This window comes from Microbispora siamensis (genome assembly GCF_016863095.1).
GTDB classification, from domain to species: domain Bacteria; phylum Actinomycetota; class Actinomycetes; order Streptosporangiales; family Streptosporangiaceae; genus Microbispora; species Microbispora siamensis.
The window spans coordinates 35,636-54,540 of sequence record NZ_BOOF01000019.1 but is presented as its reverse complement, the minus strand read 5'-3'; the positions used below and the strand labels follow the sequence as shown (position 1 = coordinate 54,540).

Genomic DNA, 18,905 nt, shown 5'->3' with positions numbered 1-18,905 from the left:
CCCGCCCCGCCGCGCACGACGATCCGTGAACTACGGAGGGCAGGGCCCGGTGGAGTCGCGGATGACCAGCTCGGGGTCGAAGAGCCGCTCGCCGCCGTCGTCGCCGCGTCCCTTCACCTGGTCGGCCAGCGCCCGGGCGGCGGCCGCGCCGATGGCGAGCACCGGCTGGCGCACCGTGGTCAGGGCGGGGTCGGTGAACGCCATCAGCAGCGAGTCGTCGGCACCCACGACCGAGACGTCCTCGGGGACGCGCAGGCCCCGGCGGCGGGCCGCCCGGATCGCGCCGAGGGCCATCAGGTCGCTGCCGCACACCAGCGCGGTGGCGCCCTGATCCAGCAGGCGGGCCGCGCCGGACTGGCCGCCCCCGACGTCGAAGGAGGCCAGCTCGACCAGGTCGCCCGCGCCGGGCCCGGCGAGCCGCCGCATGGCGAGGCGGAAGCCCGCCAGCCGCCGCTGCACGGTGGAGTAGCGCTCCGGCCCGCTCAGGAACCCGATGCGGCGGTGCCCCAGCCCCGCCAGGTGCCGTACGGCAAGCCGCGCGGCCAGGGCGTCGTCGGACGACAAGGACGGCACACCGAGACCGGGCACCTGCCCGTTGACCAGCACGAAGGGCACCCGCTGCCGGGCCAGGTCGTCGTAGCGGGAGCGGTCGATCCGAGTGTCGGCGTGCAGGCCGGAGACGAAGACGATGCCGGAGACCTTGCGGTCGAGCAGCATGCCGACGTATTCGTCCTCCCCCGAGCCCTCCGGCGTCATCGTGCCGAGCATGGCCGTGAACCCGTGCCTGGCGAGGTTGGTCTCGATGACCTCGGCGTACAGGGCGAAGATCGGATTCTGCAGCTCGGGGACGATGAGCCCGACGAGCCCGAAGCTGCGCGGGCGCATGGTGCTCGGCCGCTCGTAGCCGAGCGCCTCTATCGCCGCCATGACGGCCGTGCGGGCTCGCACGCTGACCCCCGGGCGCTCGTTGAGCACCCGCGAGACCGTCGCCTTGCTCACTCCCGCCTGCCTGGCGATCTCGTCGAGCCGTGCTGCCATCGTCGCTGTTTCCGATCAGTCGCTGGAACGCCGCAAGGCATCTTGAAACAAAGCAGCAATTTTCTGCAACGTCTTCCAGGTGCGGAAACCCGCTGTTAACTTCGGGCCACGCCGCGCGGTTACCCCCCTCTTTCCGGGCTACGGCCCCTCTCACCTGGAGCGATCCTGTGCGCAGATCATTTGTCGCGCTGACCGCCTGCCTCACGCTGACGGCCTGCGGCGGCGGCACCGCGGGCGGCGAGACGTCCGGAGACGCGTCACCGGCCGGGCAAGCCGCCTCGTCGGCCACCCTCACCATCTGGGCCGACCAGATGCGGTCGGCGACCCTCAAGCCCTTCGCCGAGGCGTTCGCCAAGGAGAACGGGATCAAGGCCGAGGTCGTCGTGGTCGCGCAGAACCAGCAGCAGACCTTCGTCACCGCCTCACAGGCGGGCAAGGGCCCCGACGTCCTCGTCGGCGCGCACGACTGGATCGGCAACCTGGTCCAGAACGGGCTCATCGAGCCGATCCAGATGACCGAGGACCGGCTGTCCGGCTACGTGGACGTGGCCCGCAAGGCCGTGACCTACGACGGCCAGGTCTACGGCGTGCCGTACGCCGTGGAGAACCTGGCGCTCTACCGCAACACCGACCTCGCCCCCGAGGCTCCCAAGACGTTCGACGACCTCGTCGCCACCGGGCGCGAACTGAAGGAGCAGGGCAAGGTCAAGGAGATCGTGGGCTACCCGGTCAGCCAGCAGAACGGTCAGTCCGGCGACACCTACCACCTGTACCCGCTCTACACCTCCGGCGGCGGCCACCTGTTCGGCACCAAGCCCAACGGCGACCCCGACCCCGCCGACCTCGGCGTCGGCACCCCGGCCTCGGTCGCCGCGTTCGAGAAGATCGCCGCGCTCGGCGAGAAGGGCGCGGGCGCGCTGAAGCGCTCGTTCACCTCCGACAACTCGGCCGCCATGTTCGCCGAGGGCAAGACCGCGTTCCTGGTGTCCGGGCCGTGGCGCCTGGCCGACGTCCGTACGGCGGGGGTGAAGTACGACGTCACTCCCGTGCCGCCGTTCAAGGGCGGCGGCCCGGCCCGCAGCTTCGTGGGCGTCCAGGCCTTCTTCGTGGCGAGCAAGGGCAGGAACAAGGCCCTCGCGCAGGAGTTCGTCACCAACACGCTCGCCTCCGACGAGGTCGCCAAGGCGCTGTTCGACGCCGAGCCGCGCATGCCCGCGCTCAGGACCGCGCTGGAGTACGCCGCCGCGAAGGACCCCGACGTCGCCAAGTTCGAGGCCGCGGCCAAGGACGGCGTCCCGCTGCCCGCGATCCCGCAGATGGTCGCGGTGTGGCAGCCGTTCAACGCGCTGATCCACTCCGTCGTCAAGGGCGACCCGGTCGAGCCGGCGGTCAAGGCCGCGGGCAAGGCCATCGCCGAGCAGCTCGGGCAGGCGGGATGACCGTGACGCACGGCTCGGGGCTGCGGCCCGGCCGGCACGGCTCCCCCTCCGGCTCCGGCGGCGCCGCCTCCGGGGGCGGAGGCGCCAGGTCCGGGGCCGGACGGTCCCGGACCACCGGTCCGGGCTCCACGGCCGCGACGCTGGGCCGGGTGCTGGCCCTCGGCCTGATCGTCGGCGTGGCGCTGTGGGCCGCCGCGCCGCTGGTCTCCGCCGGGAACCGGTTGGGCGTCGGGATCGTCGCGGTGGTGACCGCGGCGGCCCTGTACGTCTACCTGTCGCCGCGCCGGCTTCCCGCCAAGTATCTGCTGCCCACGACGCTGTTGCTGCTCGCGTTCCAGGTGTTCCCGGTCCTCTACACGATGTCGCTGGCGCTGACCAACGTCGGCGACGGGCACCTCGGCACCAAGCAGGAGGCGATCGCCGCCATCGAGGCGTCGTCCGTACGCCGGGAGGCCGGGTCGGCCGAGTATCGGCTGACGGTGGCGGAGCAGGGCGGCGCGCTCGTCTTCCTGCTGGCCGACCCGGCCAGGCGCAGAGCGTACGCAGGGACCGCGGACGGGCTGCGCGAGATCGGCGGCGCGACCTTCGGCCCCGGAGGGCGCGTCACGGCGGCGGACGGGTACACGGTGCTGACCCCGGCCCAGGCCGCCGCCCGGGGCGAGGAGATCGGCTCCCTCTCTGTGCCGGTGGACGGCGGGGCGATCCGCGCCCAGGGCCTGACCCGGGCGTACGAGGGCAGGGCGACGCTCGCCTACGACGCGGACTGCGACTGCGTGAAGGGCGGGAACCGCGTCTGGCGGGCCGACGACGAGCACGGCAGGTTCACCGCCCCGGACGGCGGCGCGCTGCCGCAGGGCTGGAAGGTCGGCGTCGGCTGGGCCAACCTCACCGCCGCGGTGACCAACCCGAAGATCAACACGCACTTCCTCGGCGTGTTCGCGTGGAACCTCTTCTACGCGGTCGCGGTCGTCGGGCTGACCGCCGCGCTCGGGGTGGCCGCGGCCCTCGTGCTGCACCACCCCCGGATGCGCGGCGTCCGGATCTACCGGACCCTGATCGTGCTGCCCTACGCCATGCCGGCCTTCGCGATGCTGCTGGTCTGGCGGGACATGTTCAACACCGACTTCGGCCTGGTCAACCGGCTGCTCGGCCTGGACGTGGACTGGCTCGGCACGCCGCTCACCGCGCGGGCGTCGGTGCTGCTCGTGCAGCTGTGGCTGGGCTTCCCGTACATGTTCCTGGTGGCCACCGGCGCGCTGCAGACGATCCCGGCCGAATACCTGGAGGCCGCGCAGGTCGACGGAGCGAGCGCCTGGCAGCGGTTCCGCACGATCACCCTGCCGCTGCTGCTCCTCGCGCTCGCGCCGCTGCTGGTGTCGTCCTTCGCGTTCAACTTCAACAACTTCAACGGCGTGTTCCTGGTGACCGCCGGAGGCCCGTTCCCGTCGGACAACCCGACGGTCGGGGCGACCGACCTGCTCATCACGTACACGTTCCGGCTCGCCTTCGGCCAGCAGGGCGCGCAGTACGGCCTGGCCTCTGCGATCTCCATCTACGTCTACCTGATCGTCGCCGTGATCTCGGTCGCCGGGTTCCGGCGCACCCGGGCCTTCAAGGAGGTGCGCTGATGCGCGGTCTCGCCGCGCGGCACGCCGCCGCGGTCGCCGTCACGGCGTTCGCCGTGCTGCCCATCGTGTTCGTGGTCTCGGCGGCGCTCGACCCGATCGGGACGCTGAACTCGGCCACCCTCGTCCCGCGCGGGGCCGGGTTCGGCAACGCCGTGAAGCTGTTCACCACCACGCCCTTCTGGACGTGGTACCGCAACTCGCTGGTCGTCTCCGGGCTGACCGCCGCCCTGTCCGTCGCGGTCTCCGCGCTGGCGGCGTACGCCTTCAGCAGGTTCCGCTTCGCCGGGCGGCGGGCGGGACTGGTGAGCCTCCTCGTCATCCAGGCGTTCCCGCAGTTCCTGGCTATCGTGCCGCTGTATGTGATCTTCAGCGCGATCAGCGACAACTGGCCGGAGTTCGGGCTCGACAGCGTGTGGGGCGTCGTCCTGCTCTACATCGGCGGACAGGTCGGGGTGAACACCTGGCTCATCAAGGGCTTCTTCGACTCGATCCCGAAGGAGCTGGACGACGCCATGCTCATCGACGGGTGCAGCCACACCCAGGCGTTCCGCCGGGTGGTGCTGCCCCTGGCCGCCCCGGTGCTGGCGATCAGCGGACTGCTGGTCTTCATCGCCACCATCAACGAGTTCCTCATCGCGAGCGTCTTCCTGACCGGGGACGACGCGCGCACTCTGGCCGTCGGGCTGTTCGGCCTGCTCGCCGACCAGCGCAACGCCAACTTCGGCATGTTCGCCGTCGGCACGCTGCTCACCGCGATACCGACGGTCGCCGTCTTCCAGTTTCTCCAGCGTTACATCGTCCACGGGCTCACCGCGGGCGCAGTGAAGGGATGACAGTTGCTCGATCGGGGATTCCACCACGACGGCTCCTCCGACCACGTCAGCACGCTCGCGCCGGAGCCCGGCGAGACCGTGACCGTGTTCCTCCGCACCCCGAAGGACCACCGCACGGGGGTCCACGTGCGGTCGACGCCGGACGGTGAGGCGCACTACACCGAGGCGGTGGTCGACCGGGAGACACCGGACGAGATCTGGTGGCGGGCCGACGTGACCGTCCGCAACCCGGTGACCCGCTACCGCTTCCTGCTGACCGGCGACGGCGGTTACCGCTGGCTCAACGCCGCCGGGCTGCACCACCACGACGTTCCCGACTCCGCCGACTTCCGCCTGGTCTCGTACGCGGCCCCGCCGGCGTGGGCGGCCGACTCGATGGTGTACGAGATCTTCCCCGACCGCTTCGCCCGTTCCGGGGCGGACCGGACGTACCCGTCGTGGGCGGTGCCGGCGGGCTGGGACGACGCGGTCACCGGCGCGGGCCCGGACACGAGCGTGCAGGTCTTCGGCGGCGATCTGGACGGCGTGACGGCGCGGCTCGACCACGTCACCGGCCTCGGGATGAACACCCTCTATCTGACTCCGGTCTTTCCCGCGCCGTCCAACCACCGCTACAACGCGTCCTCGTTCACCGAGGTCGACCCGCTGCTGGGCGGCGACGCCGCCTACCGGACGCTGGTCGACGAGGCGCACCGGCGCGGCATCCGGATCCTCGGCGACCTCACGACGAACCACTGCGGCTCCACCCATCCGTGGTTCGTCGCGGCGGCGCGCGACAAGGACGCCGCGGAGCGGGAGATGTTCCACTTCGGCGACGACGCCCTCGGCTACGAGGCGTGGATGGGCGTGGCCTCCCTGCCGAAGCTGAACTGGACCGGCGAGCGCCTGCGCCGCCTGATGGCCGGCGACGCCGACTCCGTCGTCCGCAGGTGGCTGCGCTTCGGGCTGGACGGGTGGCGCATCGACGTCGCCAACATGACCGGGCGGCTGCGGGAGATCGACCTCACCCGGGAGGTCGCGGCCCTGGTCAGGCGGGCCGCGGCGGAGGAGAACCCGGAGGCTCTGCTCGTCGCCGAGCATGCTCACGACGCGTCGGGCGACCTGGACGGCGACGGCTGGCACGGCACGATGAACTACGCCGGTTTCACCCGGCCCGTATGGTCCTGGCTGCGCGGGCCGGACGTCCGCCTGCCGTTCCTCGGCGTGCCGGCGCCCATCCCGCGGCTCGGGGCGGACCGGATCGTGCGGACGATGCGCGCCTTCGCCGCCCGCACGTCCTGGCGCTCCCTCGTCCACTCGTGGTCGATCCTCAGCTCGCACGACACGGCCCGGATCCGTACGGTGTGCGGAGGGGACGAGGCGCTCGTGGAGATCGCCGCAGGCCTGATGTTCACCCTGCCGGGCGCCCCGATGGTCCTCGCCGGGGACGAGCTCGGGCTGGAGGGCGCCTGGGGTGAGGACGGCCGCCGTCCCATGCCCTGGGACCGGCCGGATCGGTGGCGGACCGCGACCCTGGACGCCTACCGGCGGCTCGCGGCGCTGCGCCGGGACGAGCCCGCCCTGCGGCACGGCGGGCTGCGCTGGCTGCACGCCTCCGGCGACGCGCTGGCCTTCGTCCGGGAACGGGCGGGGGAACGGCTGCTCGTGTTCGCCGCCCGCACGGCCCACGAGCCCGTACGGCTGCCGCTCGGGGCGGCCGGGACGCCGTTGTACGGAGGGACCGCGATCGTCCCCGGCCCGGACGACACGGTCGTCCTGCCCGCCGACGGCCCCGCCTTCCACGTGTGGCGGCTCGGATAGGAATCGTCGCCCATCGGCGGCACGGCCGGGCGCGGCTGAGTGGCACGGCTGAGTAGCACCGTGCGGCGTGCCGCGTCGCCGGAACGGCGACGAGGTCTCCGGCATCGGCGGTCCTTCGTGAACCGCCTGCCGGAGACCTCGCCGTTCAACCGTCCCCGCCCTCGCGGGCGGAGTGCGCGCTCAGTTGTAGGGGTTGTCGTAAGTGCCGGTGCTCTTGGTGCGCGTCTGGTACTGGCCGTTGCTGCCGAACCACCCTCCGGTCACGTCGAACCGGACGTTGCGGACGGTACTGCCGAAGTTCACCTCGCCGCTGTACAGGAAGGTCTGCGAGCACCCGGCGACGGACGTCGTGCCGGTCTGGGTCGGCCAGGACGAGCTCGTGCCGTTGACGTTGATCAGGAAATAGGGCGCGGGGTAGGCGTGCTGCCAGCACAGGCGCAGCGAGTAGCGGTACTTCGTGTTGCCGTCGTCGAACGCCACCGTGCCGTCCAGGAGGGCGAGCTGCGTCGCGTTGCCGTCGTTGCTCACCAACTGCAGGTAGACCGGCTGGTCCGCGCCGTACGCCGCGTGCGCGGGGCTGAGCGGCAGGAGCGCGGCGGCCATCGCCGCGATGGCGGCGGCGATCGACGTCGACAGGCGACGTCCTCGCGAGCGTGCGGTCAATTCACACCTCATCCGTTGCAGGAGTGCCGAGTGCCCGGAGGTTATTGCCACAGGCGCGGACCGATCCAGCACGGCGATCGGAGGGCTCGATCCGGTCGGGCGTTAAACACCGCGCCCCCGGGGACCTTGGGAACGGCGGTCCGTCACAACCAGGACAGAGAGGGCGGCGAAGCCGGTCTAAATCCCGGCGTGACCGCTGAATGTTTCATCCCGCGCGAGCCCCTGCGGTGTCGACCGGTCCGCCTCCTCGCCCGGATGGCGGACGGAACCGGCCCCGGCGGCTGCCTCGCCGGGGGCCGGTCACGTGTCCGGTCGCGGTCAGCAGATCTTGTAGTCCTGCCGCGAGGAGTTGTACGCGCAGGAGTCGACCAGCACGCCGGAGGCGTTCCGCAGGTACGCCTTGTCCTTGGTCTGGTTCCAGATGTAGGCGAGCGTCCCCCCGCTCCTGCCCCAGTAGAGGGTGGTGGCGGTGTCCTTCCCCCTGCCGGTCCGCAGGGTGACCGTCTTCCCGGCTCCGAGAGTGAACGGGCCGAACGTGTAGACGTGGTCCGATCGCTTCGTGTCGTCGCGCACGGTCCAGCCCTTGAGGCTGACGGCCTTCTTCGTCGTGTTCTTGATCTGCACGTACTCGCCGTTCAGGCTGCTGTTCGCGCCGAAGTCCGGCGAGCCGGGCGAGTCGTAGTAGATCTTGGTGATTCGTACGGCCGGGCCCGCCGCGTAGGCGGGCTGGGACGCGGCGACCACGCCGGCGGTCACCGCTGCGGCCGCCAGCAGAGATCGGGTACGCACAGGGATGCTCCTGGAACGGGGGGACATGATCGGTATCGATCATATTGATGACCTTTGGCACCGATTCGCCATTCCCGTATCGGTTCGGCATCCGATAGAGCGTCCTGCGAACGAGATCAGCGCGTCACCGGAAGATGCCCGTGTGGCCGAGTGAGTAGCGGCCCGGCTGGGGATACACGCACAGCCCGTGCGGCCCGGCGCCGACGGGGATGGTGCGGACGACCTTGCCGTCCCGGGTGTCGAAGACGTAGACGACGCCGTGGTAGCGGCCGCTGAGCCACAGCTTGGTGCCGTCGGCCGACACGCCGCCCATGTCGGGCGAGCCGCCGCCGGGGATCCGCCAGACGTCCACCACCTTCCGCTTCCGGAACGACACGACCGACACCGATCCCTCGCCCCGGTTGGACACGTACAGACGGCGCGAGTCGCGGCTCACGTACAGGCCGTGCGCGCCCCGGCCGGTCGGCAGGAAGCGCATGACCTTGTACGTCGCCGCGTCCACCAGCCACACCCCGTGCCGTTCCATGTCGGCGACGTAGAAGACGGTGCCGTCGGGCGACAGCTTCACGTCCTGCGGCATGCTCATGTGGCCCAGGTGGATGTGCCGGATCACGCTCGGCGTACGCCAGTCGAGCACGACCAGGTCACCGCTGAACTCGCAGCTCGCGAGGAACACCGAGCCGTCGGCGCTGAAGTCGCCGTGGTTGATGCCCCGGCAGGGCAGCGACAGCGAGCGCAGCAGCTTCATGCTGTGCGGGTCGCGCAGGTCGAGCTGGTTGTTCCGCTCCGCCATGACCAGCGCGTACTTGCCGTCGGGCGAGAAGTACAGGTTGTAGGGGTCCTCCACCGGCACCGGACGGCCGGGCTTGCCGGTGCGGGGGTCGATGGGGGTCAGCGAATTGCCCCGGTTGTTGTTCACCCACAGCGTCTTGAGGTCCCAGGACGGCACCACGTGCTGGGGCAGCGCCCCGACCGTGAAGTGCCGCACGATCCGGTACGTCTCCGGGTCGATGACGTCCACCGTGCCGCTCTCGCTGTTGGGCACGTACACGAGAGAGCGGAAGCCCTTGACGACGGGGCTGAGCATCCCCGGCCGGTCGGCCGCATAGATGTCGACCTGGTCCCGGCCCTTCGCCTCGATCGAGGCGGACGGTGACGGCGAAACGGACGCCGGTGGGGCGCTCGCGACCCGCGACCGCACGGCCCCGGGTGACGCGGCACGCGGCGCGGGCGGCTCCGCCGCACAACCGGCGAGGGCGGAACCCCCGATGATCGCCAGCGCCACGGTCACGGCACCGGTTCCACGCGCTCGTCTCACGCCTGCCCCTTCGTCGCGGCGGGCTTCGCCCGGCCAGCCCCCGTACGATCACGACGACCGGCCGCGTACGCGCGCGGGAGCGGCGCGGCGCGACGGGTCGGCGAGACGCTAACGCCCGCCGCGTGCGGCCCGAAGGCGGCTTTGCCTGCTCTTGCACGACTCCTTCCCCCTCGTCGAGGAAGCAGAGGTGCTCCAGGAGCGTCCGGGCTCTGCCGGGGTAGACCATCAGGCTGATGTGCTGAGGTGTCCAGGCGTCGTAATAGGCCGCGTCTTCGGCGTCCAGCTTCGCCTGCACGTCGGCGGCGGCGCGGGGGCCCGGTCGATGCCCATGTCCACCGCGAAGGCGAGCGGGGCGATGCCGTAGACGACCAGCATGAGCGCCGCCTGGACCCGCGCGACGACCGTGCCGACGCGCGGGCGTGGCGACACGGTAACGGCCGCCACCGACAGCCGCCGCCGGGTCTCGCGACCGGGGCGCCTCAGCGGGCGGCTCCCTCAGCCACGGCGTCGAGCAGTTCGTCCACCGCCTTCCGGTCGGGCAGCGAGGGGCTGGCGCCGGGCAGCGTGGTCGCCAGGGCTCCGGCGGCCATCCCCCGGCGGATGGCCGTGGCGGTGTCGAGGCCCGCCGCGAGGGCCGCGCCCAGGGAGCCGGTGAAGGCGTCTCCCGCGGCGGTGGTGTCCACGGGGGTGACCGGGTAGGCCGGGAAGTGCCGGGTGCGCTCCCGGGTGACCGACAGGGCGCCGGCCGATCCGAGCGTGATGAGCGCGTGCCCCACCCCGCGGTCGAGGAACCAGGCCGCGGCCCGCTCGGCGGACGCGACGTCGACAACCTCCACTCCGGTCAGGGCGGCGGCCTCGCTCTCGTTCGGGGTGACGACGGCGACGTGCGGCCACACCCGGTCGGGCAGCGGCTGCGCGGGCGCGGGGTCGAGCACCACGGTCAGCCCGGCCCGCGCGCCCGCCTCGACCGCGTGGCAGGCGACCTCGACGGGGATCTCGAGCTGGAGGAGAAGCACGCTCGCCCTGTCGCGCACGGCCCGGATGCTCTCGTCCACCATTTCGGCGCTGAGGTCGGCGTTGGCGAGAGGGGTCATGACGATGTCGTTCTCGCCCGACGCGTCCACCCTGATGTGCGCGACGCCCGTACGGTCGCCGACGGAGCGGACCTCCGTCAGCGCCACGCCGTGGGAGCGCAGTGCCGACGAGACGATCTCACCGAACGGATCCCTGCCGACGCAGCCGACCAGCCAGGTGGGCGCTCCCGCACGGGCGGCGGCGACCGCCTGGTTCGCGCCCTTCCCGCCGAGGACCAAGGTGACGTCGTCGCCGAGAACGGTCTCTCCCCGGCGCGGGAGGCGGCGGGTGAAGGCGGTGACATCCGCGGAGATGCTCCCGACGACGACGACACCTTTCGGTTCCATCACGTTCCTCCTGTTTCAGGCTGTTGGTGCTACGACGACGCTCAGGAGGGCCGGCCGAGCGTCTCGATCGCGCCGATCATGAGGTCCCAGAACCGGTCGCGGTCCAGCCCGATGCCGACGTTCGCGTTGGGCTCCCAGTCCATGCGACGGTGCAGGTCGGCCACGGTCGCCCCCCGGGTGTGCCGGCCGTCCAGCTCGATCCGCAGGCCCACCCGCTCGTACGCCAGGACCGTGGGATCGATCAGGTACGCCACCGTGATCGGGTCGTGGAGCGGCGGCGCGGGGAACCCCCACGTCTCGTGGTAGGTGGACCCGAAGAACGTGAGCAGTTCCACGCAGACGCGGGCGAGCGGGGTGCCGAGCGCCTCGATCCTGGCGAGCACGTCGGCGGTCACCAGCGCCTGGTGGCTGACGTTGAGCCCGACCCACGTCGTCGGCACGCCGCTGCCCAGCACCTCCGCCGCCGCCTCCGGATCGGCGTACACGTTGAACTCCGCGTATGGCGTGTGGTTGCCGCGATCCGTGGAGCCACCCATGATCACGACTTCCCTGATCCGCTCGCGGTCCTCCGGGTGACGGCGGAGCAGCGTGGCGATGTTCGTCAGCGGGCCGATGGCCACCACGGTCACCGGCTCCGCGGCGGCCGCCAGCGTGTCGTGGATGAGGTCCACGCCGTGGCGGGGGTCGAGCGGGACGCTCGGCTCCCCGAACGCCGGGCCGTCCAGGCCGCTCTCCCCGTGCACGTAGTCGCCGATCTCCAGCGGCGCCGTGAGAGGGCGGTCGCAGCCGGCGGCGACCGGCACGTCGGTGACGCCGGCCAGGCTCAGCATCCGCCGCGCGTTGAGCGCGGTCTTCTCCACCGTCTGGTTCCCCGCGACCGTCGCGACCGCGCGCAGGTCGATCGCCGGATGGGCCACCGCGAGCAGGATGGCCATGGCGTCGTCGTGCCCGGGGTCGCAGTCGAGGATCACCGGGATCGGCATGTCAGATCTCCTTCGCGAGCCAGCGGACCGCCCGCGTGAACAGCGTGCGGTAGCCGTCCCAGGAGACGAACTCGTCCGGGCACCAGTGCGGCGCGATGTCGGAGGCCCAGGCGAGCGTGCGGCCCGCCCCGGCCTGCCGTACGGCGAGCAGGGGGTCGCCGCCGACGGTCGCGAGCAGCGTCGCGTCCTCGGGCAGCGCGAACCGGTTGTAACCGAGCAGGTCGGGCCACTGGGCGGGAAGTCCGGCCACGATGGGGTGCGCGTCGTCGGCGAGCAGGCCGGGCACGCCCTGCGGGGTCTCGACGCGGTCGTCGTAGCGGGAGATCCGGGCGGGGAGCACCCGTTCGACCGCCGTGCCGGCGAACGCCGCCTTCGCCTCGAAGCCCTGGAAGCTCAGGTAGCCGCCGGCCATGGCGAGGCCGCCGCCCTGCTCCACCCAGTCGGCCAGCAGGTCGATCCGGTTGACGGTCTTCTCGCTGGCCAGCCAGGTGGCCGGGTGCAGCAGGATGCTGTTGGCCCCGATGTCGGAGAGCACGATCACGTCGTAGGCGGCCAGCGCCTCGGGCGTGCCGGGGAACAGCGCGGGCACGTCGTGCGCGGGCAGGTGGTCGACCTCGATGCCGTCGGCCACCAGGACGTCCCGCAGCGGATCGATTCCGGTGTGGTAGGTGGTCGTGGTGAACGCGTCGAAGCCCTTGTAGTGGGTCGACTGGCTCACCCACGATTCGCCGGCGACCAGCACGCGGGTCATGGAAATCGTCTCCTTCTGTCTGTGTGTGATCAGTGGCCGCGCGCGGCGGCGAGGAAGAGTTCGCGCGGGTTGTCCGCGAGCAGCCGGGTGGTGTCGTCGGCGGTCAGCCCGTGCCGGTGCAGGCGCGGGACGAAGTGCGTGAGGATGTGGGCGTAGCCGTTGCCGCCGTAGCGGACGAGCATGGTCTTCAGGAACACGTCCTGGGAGAGCAGCACCCGGGGTCCGAGCCCGGCGCGGACCAGCCACGCCACCGCGGCGGCGTTCTCCTCGTCGCACGGGGACTGGCCCTCGCCCGGGTAGAGGTAGTCCATGCCGCACATGTCGTAGCCGAGGTAGGCCCCGCGCAGGGCGAGGGAGACCTGGTAGTCGCGGTCCGCCCCGCTGGGGTTGAGGTGCGAGAGCACGGTCCCGGCGAGCAGGCCGCCCTCCTCGGCGATGACGTCGAGCACGCGATGGCCGTGCCGCACCCAGCCGGGGAGGTGGACCGAGAGCGGCACGCCGGTGCGGGCCTGCGCCCGGGCCGCGCCGCGCAGCACCTTCTCCTCCTCGGCCGTGAAGTCCGGCGAGACGCCGATCTCGCCGATCACTCCGGCCCGCACGCCGTCCACACCCTCGGTCAGGTCACGCTCGATCTCGTCGGCGACGTCCGCCGCGGTCATCGAGCGGACCCGGGCCGGATGGGTCTTCTCCAGGTAGAAACCGCAGCCCATGACGATGTTCAGCCCGGTGGCGCGGGCGATCGCGACCAGCTCGGCGGGCGCCCGCCCGATCCCCTCGGGGGTCACCTCGAGCAGGGTGCGCCCGCCGCGCTCGGCGAACCTGCGCACCTCCTCGATCGCGGTCCCCGTGTCGTCCAGCGACACGTTGTCGCGGGAGAGGTACGGGTCGTTGCGGAGCCTGCCGAGGAACTCCGTCCGCACGGGGTCGCGGGCGATCAGCTCGCCCTCGGCGTCGCCCTCGGGCGCGGGGTGCCAGGCGCGGGCGCCGTCGTTGCGCAGGTGCTCGTGGCAGAGCGTGATCCCGAGGTCGTCGGCGGACACCGGGCCGAGCACGGTCGTCACGGCCGCGGGCCGGGCTGAGGACGTCATTTCCGTATCGCTCCGAACTTCGCCCACACCTTGCTGTTGGCGAAGATGGCCAGCAGCAGGATGCCGCCCTGGACGATCTGCACGTAGAACGGCGAGACGTGCAGCAGCACCAGGCCGTTGGCGATCACGCCCAGCGTGAGCGCGCCGAGGATCGTGCCGAGCATGCTCGCCCGGCCGCCGAAGAGACTGGTGCCGCCGAGCACGACGGCCGTGATGACCTCCAGCTCGAAGCCGCTGCCGGCGTTGGACGAGCCGGAGCTGAGGCGGGTGGCGATCAGCACGCCGGCGACCGCCGCCGCCAGGCCGGTGAGCACGTAGACGGTCAGCCCGACCTTGCGCGTGTTCACACCGGTGCGGCGCAGCGACTCGCCGTTGGAGCCGAGGCCGATGACGTAGCGGCCGAACGGCGTCCGGGTGAGGACGAGCCAGCCGACGAGCGCGACGACCACGGCGAGGATGGCCGGGACGGGCACCCCGGCGATGCGGCCCTGGCCGATCTGGACGATCCAGAGGTCGCCGTCGATGGGGGTCGAGTAGCCCTCGGTGGCGCGCAGCGCCGTACCCCGCATGATCGACAGCATCGCGAGCGTGACGATGAACGGCGGGATGTTCTGGTAGGAGGAGAACCATCCGTTCACGAACCCGATCAGCGCGCCGAGCGCGAGGATCGCGACCAGGGCGAGGGTGGGGTTCCACCCGTGCTGCAGCACGATCGCGAGCAGCGACCCGGACAGCGCGACGGTGGAACCGACCGACAGGTCGATGCCGGACGTGCTGATCACGAAGGTCATCGCGGTCGCGACGACCAGTGTGGGGGCGATCTGCCGCAACAGGTTGAGCAGGTTGCCCGTCGTGGCGAACCGGTCGGCGGAGAACGCGAAGAAGATCAGCAGGACCACCAGCACGACCGCGATCGCGATCGTCTGCGCGTGCCGGCCGATGTGGGCGTTGGCCCGGGCCGACCTGGTGGTGACGACCCGCTGGCTGGTGACGGTCACCGTCGCCTCCCCTCCTTCTCTCCCTCGTCGTGGGCGACGATCTCGGACACGAGCCGTTCGAGGCTCGTGTTCTGGGCGTCCAGGTCGGCCCTGAGCGTGCCCTCGTACATGACGCACAGCCGGTCGCAGACCCGGAAGAGGTCCTGCAGACGGTGCGTGATGAGGATCACCGAGACGCCCTGGGCCGAGACGGTCTTGATCAGTTCGAGGACGGTCTCGACCTCGGCGACGGCGAGCGCCGCCGTCGGCTCGTCGAGGATGAGCAGCTTGGGCCCGAAGGTCACCGCCCGGGCGATGGCGACCGCCTGCCGCTGGCCGCCGGACAGCCCTCCGACGGGGATGTCCGTCAGCGGGATCCGGATGTTCAGGGCGTCCAAGTGCCGACGGGCGTCCGCGTGCATCTTGCGGACGTCGAGCATCATCCCGCCGGCCTTGCGCGGCTCCCTGCCGAGGAACAGGTTCCCGGCGACGTCGATGTCGTCGCAGAGCGCGAGGTCCTGGTAGACCATCTCGATGCCCAGTTCGCGGGCGTCCCTGGGGCTGGCGAAGGCGACCGGCCGGCCGTCGAAGACGATCTCGCCGGAGTCCGGCACGACGGCGCCGGCCAGCACCTTCATGAGGGTGGACTTGCCGGCCGCGTTGTCGCCGACGAGCCCCACCACCTCTCCAGGGCCGACGCGCAGCGTCACGCCGCGCAGCGCGTCGACCATTCCGTAGCGCTTGCGGATGTCGCGCATGACCACCCGGTCAACGCGACCCGCCTCTTGGTCCGTCATGCGAGTCCCTTCGCCGCTCACTTGAACGTGGCGCGGTACGGGTCGACGTTGTCCTTGGTCACGATCGTCACGGGCACGTCGATCTTCTTCTTCGCCTGGGCGCCGCCGACCAGGGCCTTGGCCTCCTTGACGGCCTCGTAGCCCTCGGTCTTCGGGTCCTGCTGGACCACACCGGCGACGAACCCCTCGTCGATGCCGTTGATGGCCTCCTTGGTCAGGTCCCAGCCGAAGACCTTGACCCGGTCGGCCGCGTTCTGCGACTTCACCGCGGCGACCGTGCCGAGCAGGGCCGGCTCGCCCGTGGCGTACACGATGTTCATGTCGGAGCGGGAGGTGAGCAGGTTCTCCGCGGCCGTCATCGCGGCCTCCTGCTTGTTCTGCCCGTCGACGGTCTGCACGATCTTGGCGCCCGCGGCCTCGACGGTCTTGTTGAAGTCGTCCTTGCGGATGTTCTGGATGAAGGAGTTCAGGGCGCCCACCACGCCGATCTTCGGCGCGGTCACGCCCTGCGCCTGGGCCCACTTGTTGACGAAGTCGCCCGCCTGCTTCGCCGCCGCCGCGTTGTCCACGCCCACCTGGGTGTCCACGGCGGGCGAGTCGACGATCGCGTCCACGGCGACGACCTTCAGCCCGGCGTCCTTGGCGATCTTCACGGCGGGCTTGATGCCCTCGACGTCGATGGCGACCACGATGACCGCGTCGAACTGCTGCTGGACGAAGTTGTCGATGGCCTCGTTCTGCTTGGCCGGGTCGTCGTTGGCGTTGAAGATCGTGAGATCGACGTTCGCCTCCTTCGCCGCCTGCTGGGCGCCGGCGTTCATCTCGTTGAAGAAGATCGCCTGCTGGTTGATCTGGACGAGCCCGACCCGCGGCCGGTCTCCGCCGGAGCCTCCGGAAGAGCCGGAGTCGTCCGAACCGCCACAGGCCGCCGCCAGCAGGCCGGTGGCCAGGATCGTCGTCGCCGCTGTCAGGCGGATGAGCCTCGTGGATCGCGCCATGAGAGATGAGCCTTTCGGGGGGGCCGGGAAGGAGTGAGATCGATTGGGTAATCGATTACCCGAGTTTCGGGCATGCTAGTGGGCCTAAAAAAGCACCGTCAAGGGTGCGTTTTCCTCACAGAACCTCTATCGTTCCGTGTGATCCTGGTGTCGCGATGGTCGAGAAGGTCGATCGTTGGCAAAGATCAAGGGAAATCGATTACACGATGGGCGTGACGATTCACGACGTGGCACGAGCGGCCGGCGTCTCCGTGGCCTCGGCCTCCCGTGCCCTCTCGGGGCGGCGCAAGGTCACGCCCGAGATCGCCGAGCGGGTGGCGCGCGCCGCCGCCGAGCTCGGTTACCAGCCGAACGCGGTCGCCAAGGCGCTGCGCGACCAGACCACCGGCACCATCGGCATGGTCGTCCCGGGCATCGGCAACCCGTTCTTCACCACGATCGTCGAGGCCGTGGAGCGTGAGCTGCAGAACTCCGGCACCGACCTGCTGCTGTGCGCGTCACAGTACAGTCCCCAGGTCGAGGCCCGGAGGCTGGAGACCCTGCTGGCCCGGCGTGTGGACGGGCTGATCATCAGCCCGTGCGACATCGAGGCCAGCGTCCCCGCGGTGCTGGACGCGGCCCGCCGGGTGCCGCTGGTGCAGGTCGACCGCTACATCGAGGGCGGCGGGGCCGACTGGGTGGGCGTGGACGACGAGGCCGGGCTGGCCCTCGCGGTCGAGCACGTGATCGCGGGCGGGGCCCGCTCCGTGGTCTTCGCGGGCAGCCGCCTGGAGAGCTCCTCCGCCCGGTTGCGGCTCAGCGGGTTCGAACGCACCGCCGCGCGGGCCGGCGTGGAGGTCCTGCCGCCGCTGCTCGGCGAGTTCACCCTCGAATGGGGCGTCGAGGCCGGGCGCAGGCTGCTCGACGCCGGCCGGCTGCCGGACGCGGTCGTCTGCGCGAACGACGAGATCGCGGTGGGCCTGGTGCGGTCGCTGCGGTTCGGCGGGGCGCGCGTCCCCGAGGACGTGGCGGTGGTCGGGTTCGACGACGTGGGACACGCGACGATGTGCGACCCGCCGCTCAGCACCGTGCGCCAGCCGGTGGAGGAGATGGCGGCGGAGGCCGTACGCCTGCTCGGACAGGTCAAGGCCGGCGACCCTCGGCCCGCACAGCGCATCGCCATCGCTCCCCGGCTCGTCGTACGGCAGACCAGCCGACCGGTGGCGGCCGGCGTCGCAGAGTAGGTGAGGGAAGGAGGCCGCGTGAACGAGGCGGTCGAACTGGCACGCGAGCTCATCAGGATCGACTCGGTGGGCGGGGGCGAGGCCGCGGTGGCCGGCCCGCTCGCGAGGCGGCTGTCGGACGCCGGTTTCGCGGTGCGCGCGCACGAGCACGCGCCCGGCCGCACCGGGCTGGTCGCCCGCTGGGGGACGGGCGAGCCGGTGACGCTGACCGGGCACCTCGACACGGTGCCGCTGGGCGGGCAGGCGTGGCGGCACGCGCCGCACGGCGCGGAGATCGACGGCGACCGCCTGTACGGGCGTGGTTCGAGCGACATGAAGGCCGGCGTCGCCGCGCTGGTGATCGCCGCCGAGCGGCACGTGCGCCGCACCGGGCCGAAGGTCGCCCTGGAGATGGTCTTCACCGTGGGCGAGGAGACCGGCTGCGAGGGCGCGGCCGGCATGGTGGCCGAGGGCCTGGTGGGCAGGTCGCGCGCCCTGCTGGTGGCCGAGCCGACCGCCAACCGGGTGCTGCTCGGGCACAAGGGCGCGCTCTGGCTGGAGGCCACCACGCGAGGCACGACGGCGCACGGTTCAATGCCGCATCTGGGCGACAACGCGATCTACAAGCTCGCCCGCGTGATCGGCGCCGTCGAGACGTTCGACACCGGGGTGCCGGACCACCCCTGGCTCGGCCCGTCCACGGTGAACGTGGGAACGGTGCGCGGCGGGATCAACGTGAACTCCGTGCCCGACCTGGCCGCCGCGACCATCGACCTGCGCACCGTCGCCGGCCAGGACCACGGACGGCTCCGCGAGCGGTTGCAGGCCGTGCTCGGTGACGAGGCGACCCTCGACGTGCTCGTGGACCTGCCCGCGATCTGGACGGACCCGGACGACCCCTTCGTACGGGCCCTGGTCGAGGCGGGGGCGGGCGCGCCCGGCGACCGCCCGGCGGCCAGCTACTTCACCGACGCCTCGATCCTCGCCGCCGCCTGCGGCGGGGCGCCCACGGTCATCTGCGGCCCGGGTGAGCCCGAGCAGGCGCACGTCACCGACGAGTACTGCCTCGTCCACCGGATCGAGGAGGCCGTCGAGATCTACACCGCCGCCCTCGGGCACTTCGCTTGACCGGGTGACGGCCAGACGGCATCGGACGCCGCCGCCTGGCCGGGCCTGACGC

18 protein-coding genes are annotated in these 18,905 nt (G+C 71.6%); 6 read left to right on the top strand and 12 right to left on the bottom strand.

Features of this window, described 5'->3' with window-relative positions; translation table 11 throughout:
• Positions 1–30: 30 nt before the first annotated feature.
• The gene (locus Msi02_RS18425) at positions 31–1,038 is read right to left on the bottom strand and encodes a LacI family DNA-binding transcriptional regulator (RefSeq protein WP_204049506.1); all 1,008 of its coding nucleotides are present in this window, start codon (positions 1,036–1,038) and stop codon (positions 31–33) included.
• A gap of 167 nt (positions 1,039–1,205) precedes the next feature.
• Here Msi02_RS18425 and Msi02_RS18420 point away from each other — a divergent pair, with 167 nt between their 5' ends.
• The 4 genes from Msi02_RS18420 to Msi02_RS18405 are packed head-to-tail and all read left to right on the top strand — an operon-like array spanning position 1,206 to position 6,738.
• Positions 1,206–2,477 carry a sugar ABC transporter substrate-binding protein gene (locus tag Msi02_RS18420; protein ID WP_239108492.1) on the top strand — a complete coding sequence of 424 codons (1,272 nt, stop codon included), beginning with the start codon at positions 1,206–1,208 and terminating at the stop codon, positions 2,475–2,477.
• Complete coding sequence (locus tag Msi02_RS18415) at positions 2,474–4,105, top strand: ABC transporter permease subunit (protein ID WP_204049505.1); 1,632 nt, start codon at positions 2,474–2,476, stop codon at positions 4,103–4,105. The genes Msi02_RS18420 and Msi02_RS18415 overlap by 4 nt, the downstream gene beginning before the upstream one ends.
• Positions 4,105–4,938, top strand: coding sequence for a sugar ABC transporter permease (locus Msi02_RS18410; protein WP_204049504.1), 834 nt, complete (start codon positions 4,105–4,107; stop codon positions 4,936–4,938). Before Msi02_RS18415 ends, Msi02_RS18410 begins: the two co-directional genes overlap by 1 nt.
• 3 nt (positions 4,939–4,941) lie before the next feature.
• The gene (locus tag Msi02_RS18405; protein ID WP_204049503.1) at positions 4,942–6,738 is read left to right on the top strand and encodes an alpha-amylase family glycosyl hydrolase; all 1,797 of its coding nucleotides are present in this window, start codon (positions 4,942–4,944) and stop codon (positions 6,736–6,738) included.
• Between the two features lie 180 nt (positions 6,739–6,918).
• On the opposite strand, the gene Msi02_RS18400 is transcribed toward Msi02_RS18405, so the two are convergent.
• The 11 genes from Msi02_RS18400 to Msi02_RS18350 form a co-directional block, all read right to left on the bottom strand.
• Entirely contained in the window at positions 6,919–7,401 is a 483-nt protein-coding gene (locus Msi02_RS18400; RefSeq protein WP_079314831.1) for a hypothetical protein, read from the bottom strand.
• Between the two features lie 318 nt (positions 7,402–7,719).
• Positions 7,720–8,190 carry a lamin tail domain-containing protein gene (locus Msi02_RS18395; RefSeq protein WP_239108491.1) on the bottom strand — a complete coding sequence of 157 codons (471 nt, stop codon included), beginning with the start codon at positions 8,188–8,190 and terminating at the stop codon, positions 7,720–7,722.
• A gap of 124 nt (positions 8,191–8,314) precedes the next feature.
• The gene (locus Msi02_RS18390) at positions 8,315–9,508 is read right to left on the bottom strand and encodes a YncE family protein (RefSeq protein WP_204049501.1); all 1,194 of its coding nucleotides are present in this window, start codon (positions 9,506–9,508) and stop codon (positions 8,315–8,317) included.
• A gap of 225 nt (positions 9,509–9,733) precedes the next feature.
• Positions 9,734–9,937, bottom strand: coding sequence for a hypothetical protein (locus tag Msi02_RS18385; protein WP_204049500.1), 204 nt, complete (start codon positions 9,935–9,937; stop codon positions 9,734–9,736).
• Between the two features lie 50 nt (positions 9,938–9,987).
• Entirely contained in the window at positions 9,988–10,929 is a 942-nt protein-coding gene (locus Msi02_RS18380) for a ribokinase (protein WP_204049499.1), read from the bottom strand.
• A 41-nt stretch (positions 10,930–10,970) separates the two neighbouring features.
• Complete coding sequence (locus Msi02_RS18375) at positions 10,971–11,912, bottom strand: nucleoside hydrolase (RefSeq protein WP_204049498.1); 942 nt, start codon at positions 11,910–11,912, stop codon at positions 10,971–10,973.
• Position 11,913: 1 nt separating this feature from the next.
• Positions 11,914–12,663 (bottom strand): glutamine amidotransferase, encoded by a 750-nt coding sequence (locus Msi02_RS18370; protein WP_079314840.1) that lies wholly within the window; start codon positions 12,661–12,663, stop codon positions 11,914–11,916.
• Positions 12,664–12,692: 29 nt separating this feature from the next.
• On the bottom strand, positions 12,693–13,751 hold the full coding sequence (locus Msi02_RS18365) for a phosphotriesterase family protein (RefSeq protein ID WP_239108490.1): 1,059 nt from the start codon (positions 13,749–13,751) through the stop codon (positions 12,693–12,695).
• Positions 13,748–14,749 (bottom strand): ABC transporter permease, encoded by a 1,002-nt coding sequence (locus Msi02_RS18360; protein ID WP_079314841.1) that lies wholly within the window; start codon positions 14,747–14,749, stop codon positions 13,748–13,750. Before Msi02_RS18360 ends, Msi02_RS18365 begins: the two co-directional genes overlap by 4 nt.
• Positions 14,746–15,525 carry an ATP-binding cassette domain-containing protein gene (locus Msi02_RS18355; RefSeq protein WP_079314842.1) on the bottom strand — a complete coding sequence of 260 codons (780 nt, stop codon included), beginning with the start codon at positions 15,523–15,525 and terminating at the stop codon, positions 14,746–14,748. Before Msi02_RS18355 ends, Msi02_RS18360 begins: the two co-directional genes overlap by 4 nt.
• Positions 15,526–15,542: 17 nt before the next feature.
• Entirely contained in the window at positions 15,543–16,523 is a 981-nt protein-coding gene (locus Msi02_RS18350; RefSeq protein WP_079314843.1) for a substrate-binding domain-containing protein, read from the bottom strand.
• Between the two features lie 206 nt (positions 16,524–16,729).
• On the opposite strand from Msi02_RS18350, the gene Msi02_RS18345 reads away from it, so the two are divergent.
• Together Msi02_RS18345 and Msi02_RS18340 are read left to right on the top strand one after the other, a co-directional pair.
• Complete coding sequence (locus Msi02_RS18345; protein ID WP_079314844.1) at positions 16,730–17,746, top strand: LacI family DNA-binding transcriptional regulator; 1,017 nt, start codon at positions 16,730–16,732, stop codon at positions 17,744–17,746.
• An 18-nt stretch (positions 17,747–17,764) separates the two neighbouring features.
• Positions 17,765–18,853, top strand: coding sequence for a M20 family metallopeptidase (locus Msi02_RS18340; protein ID WP_204049497.1), 1,089 nt, complete (start codon positions 17,765–17,767; stop codon positions 18,851–18,853).
• Positions 18,854–18,905: the final 52 nt, after the last annotated feature.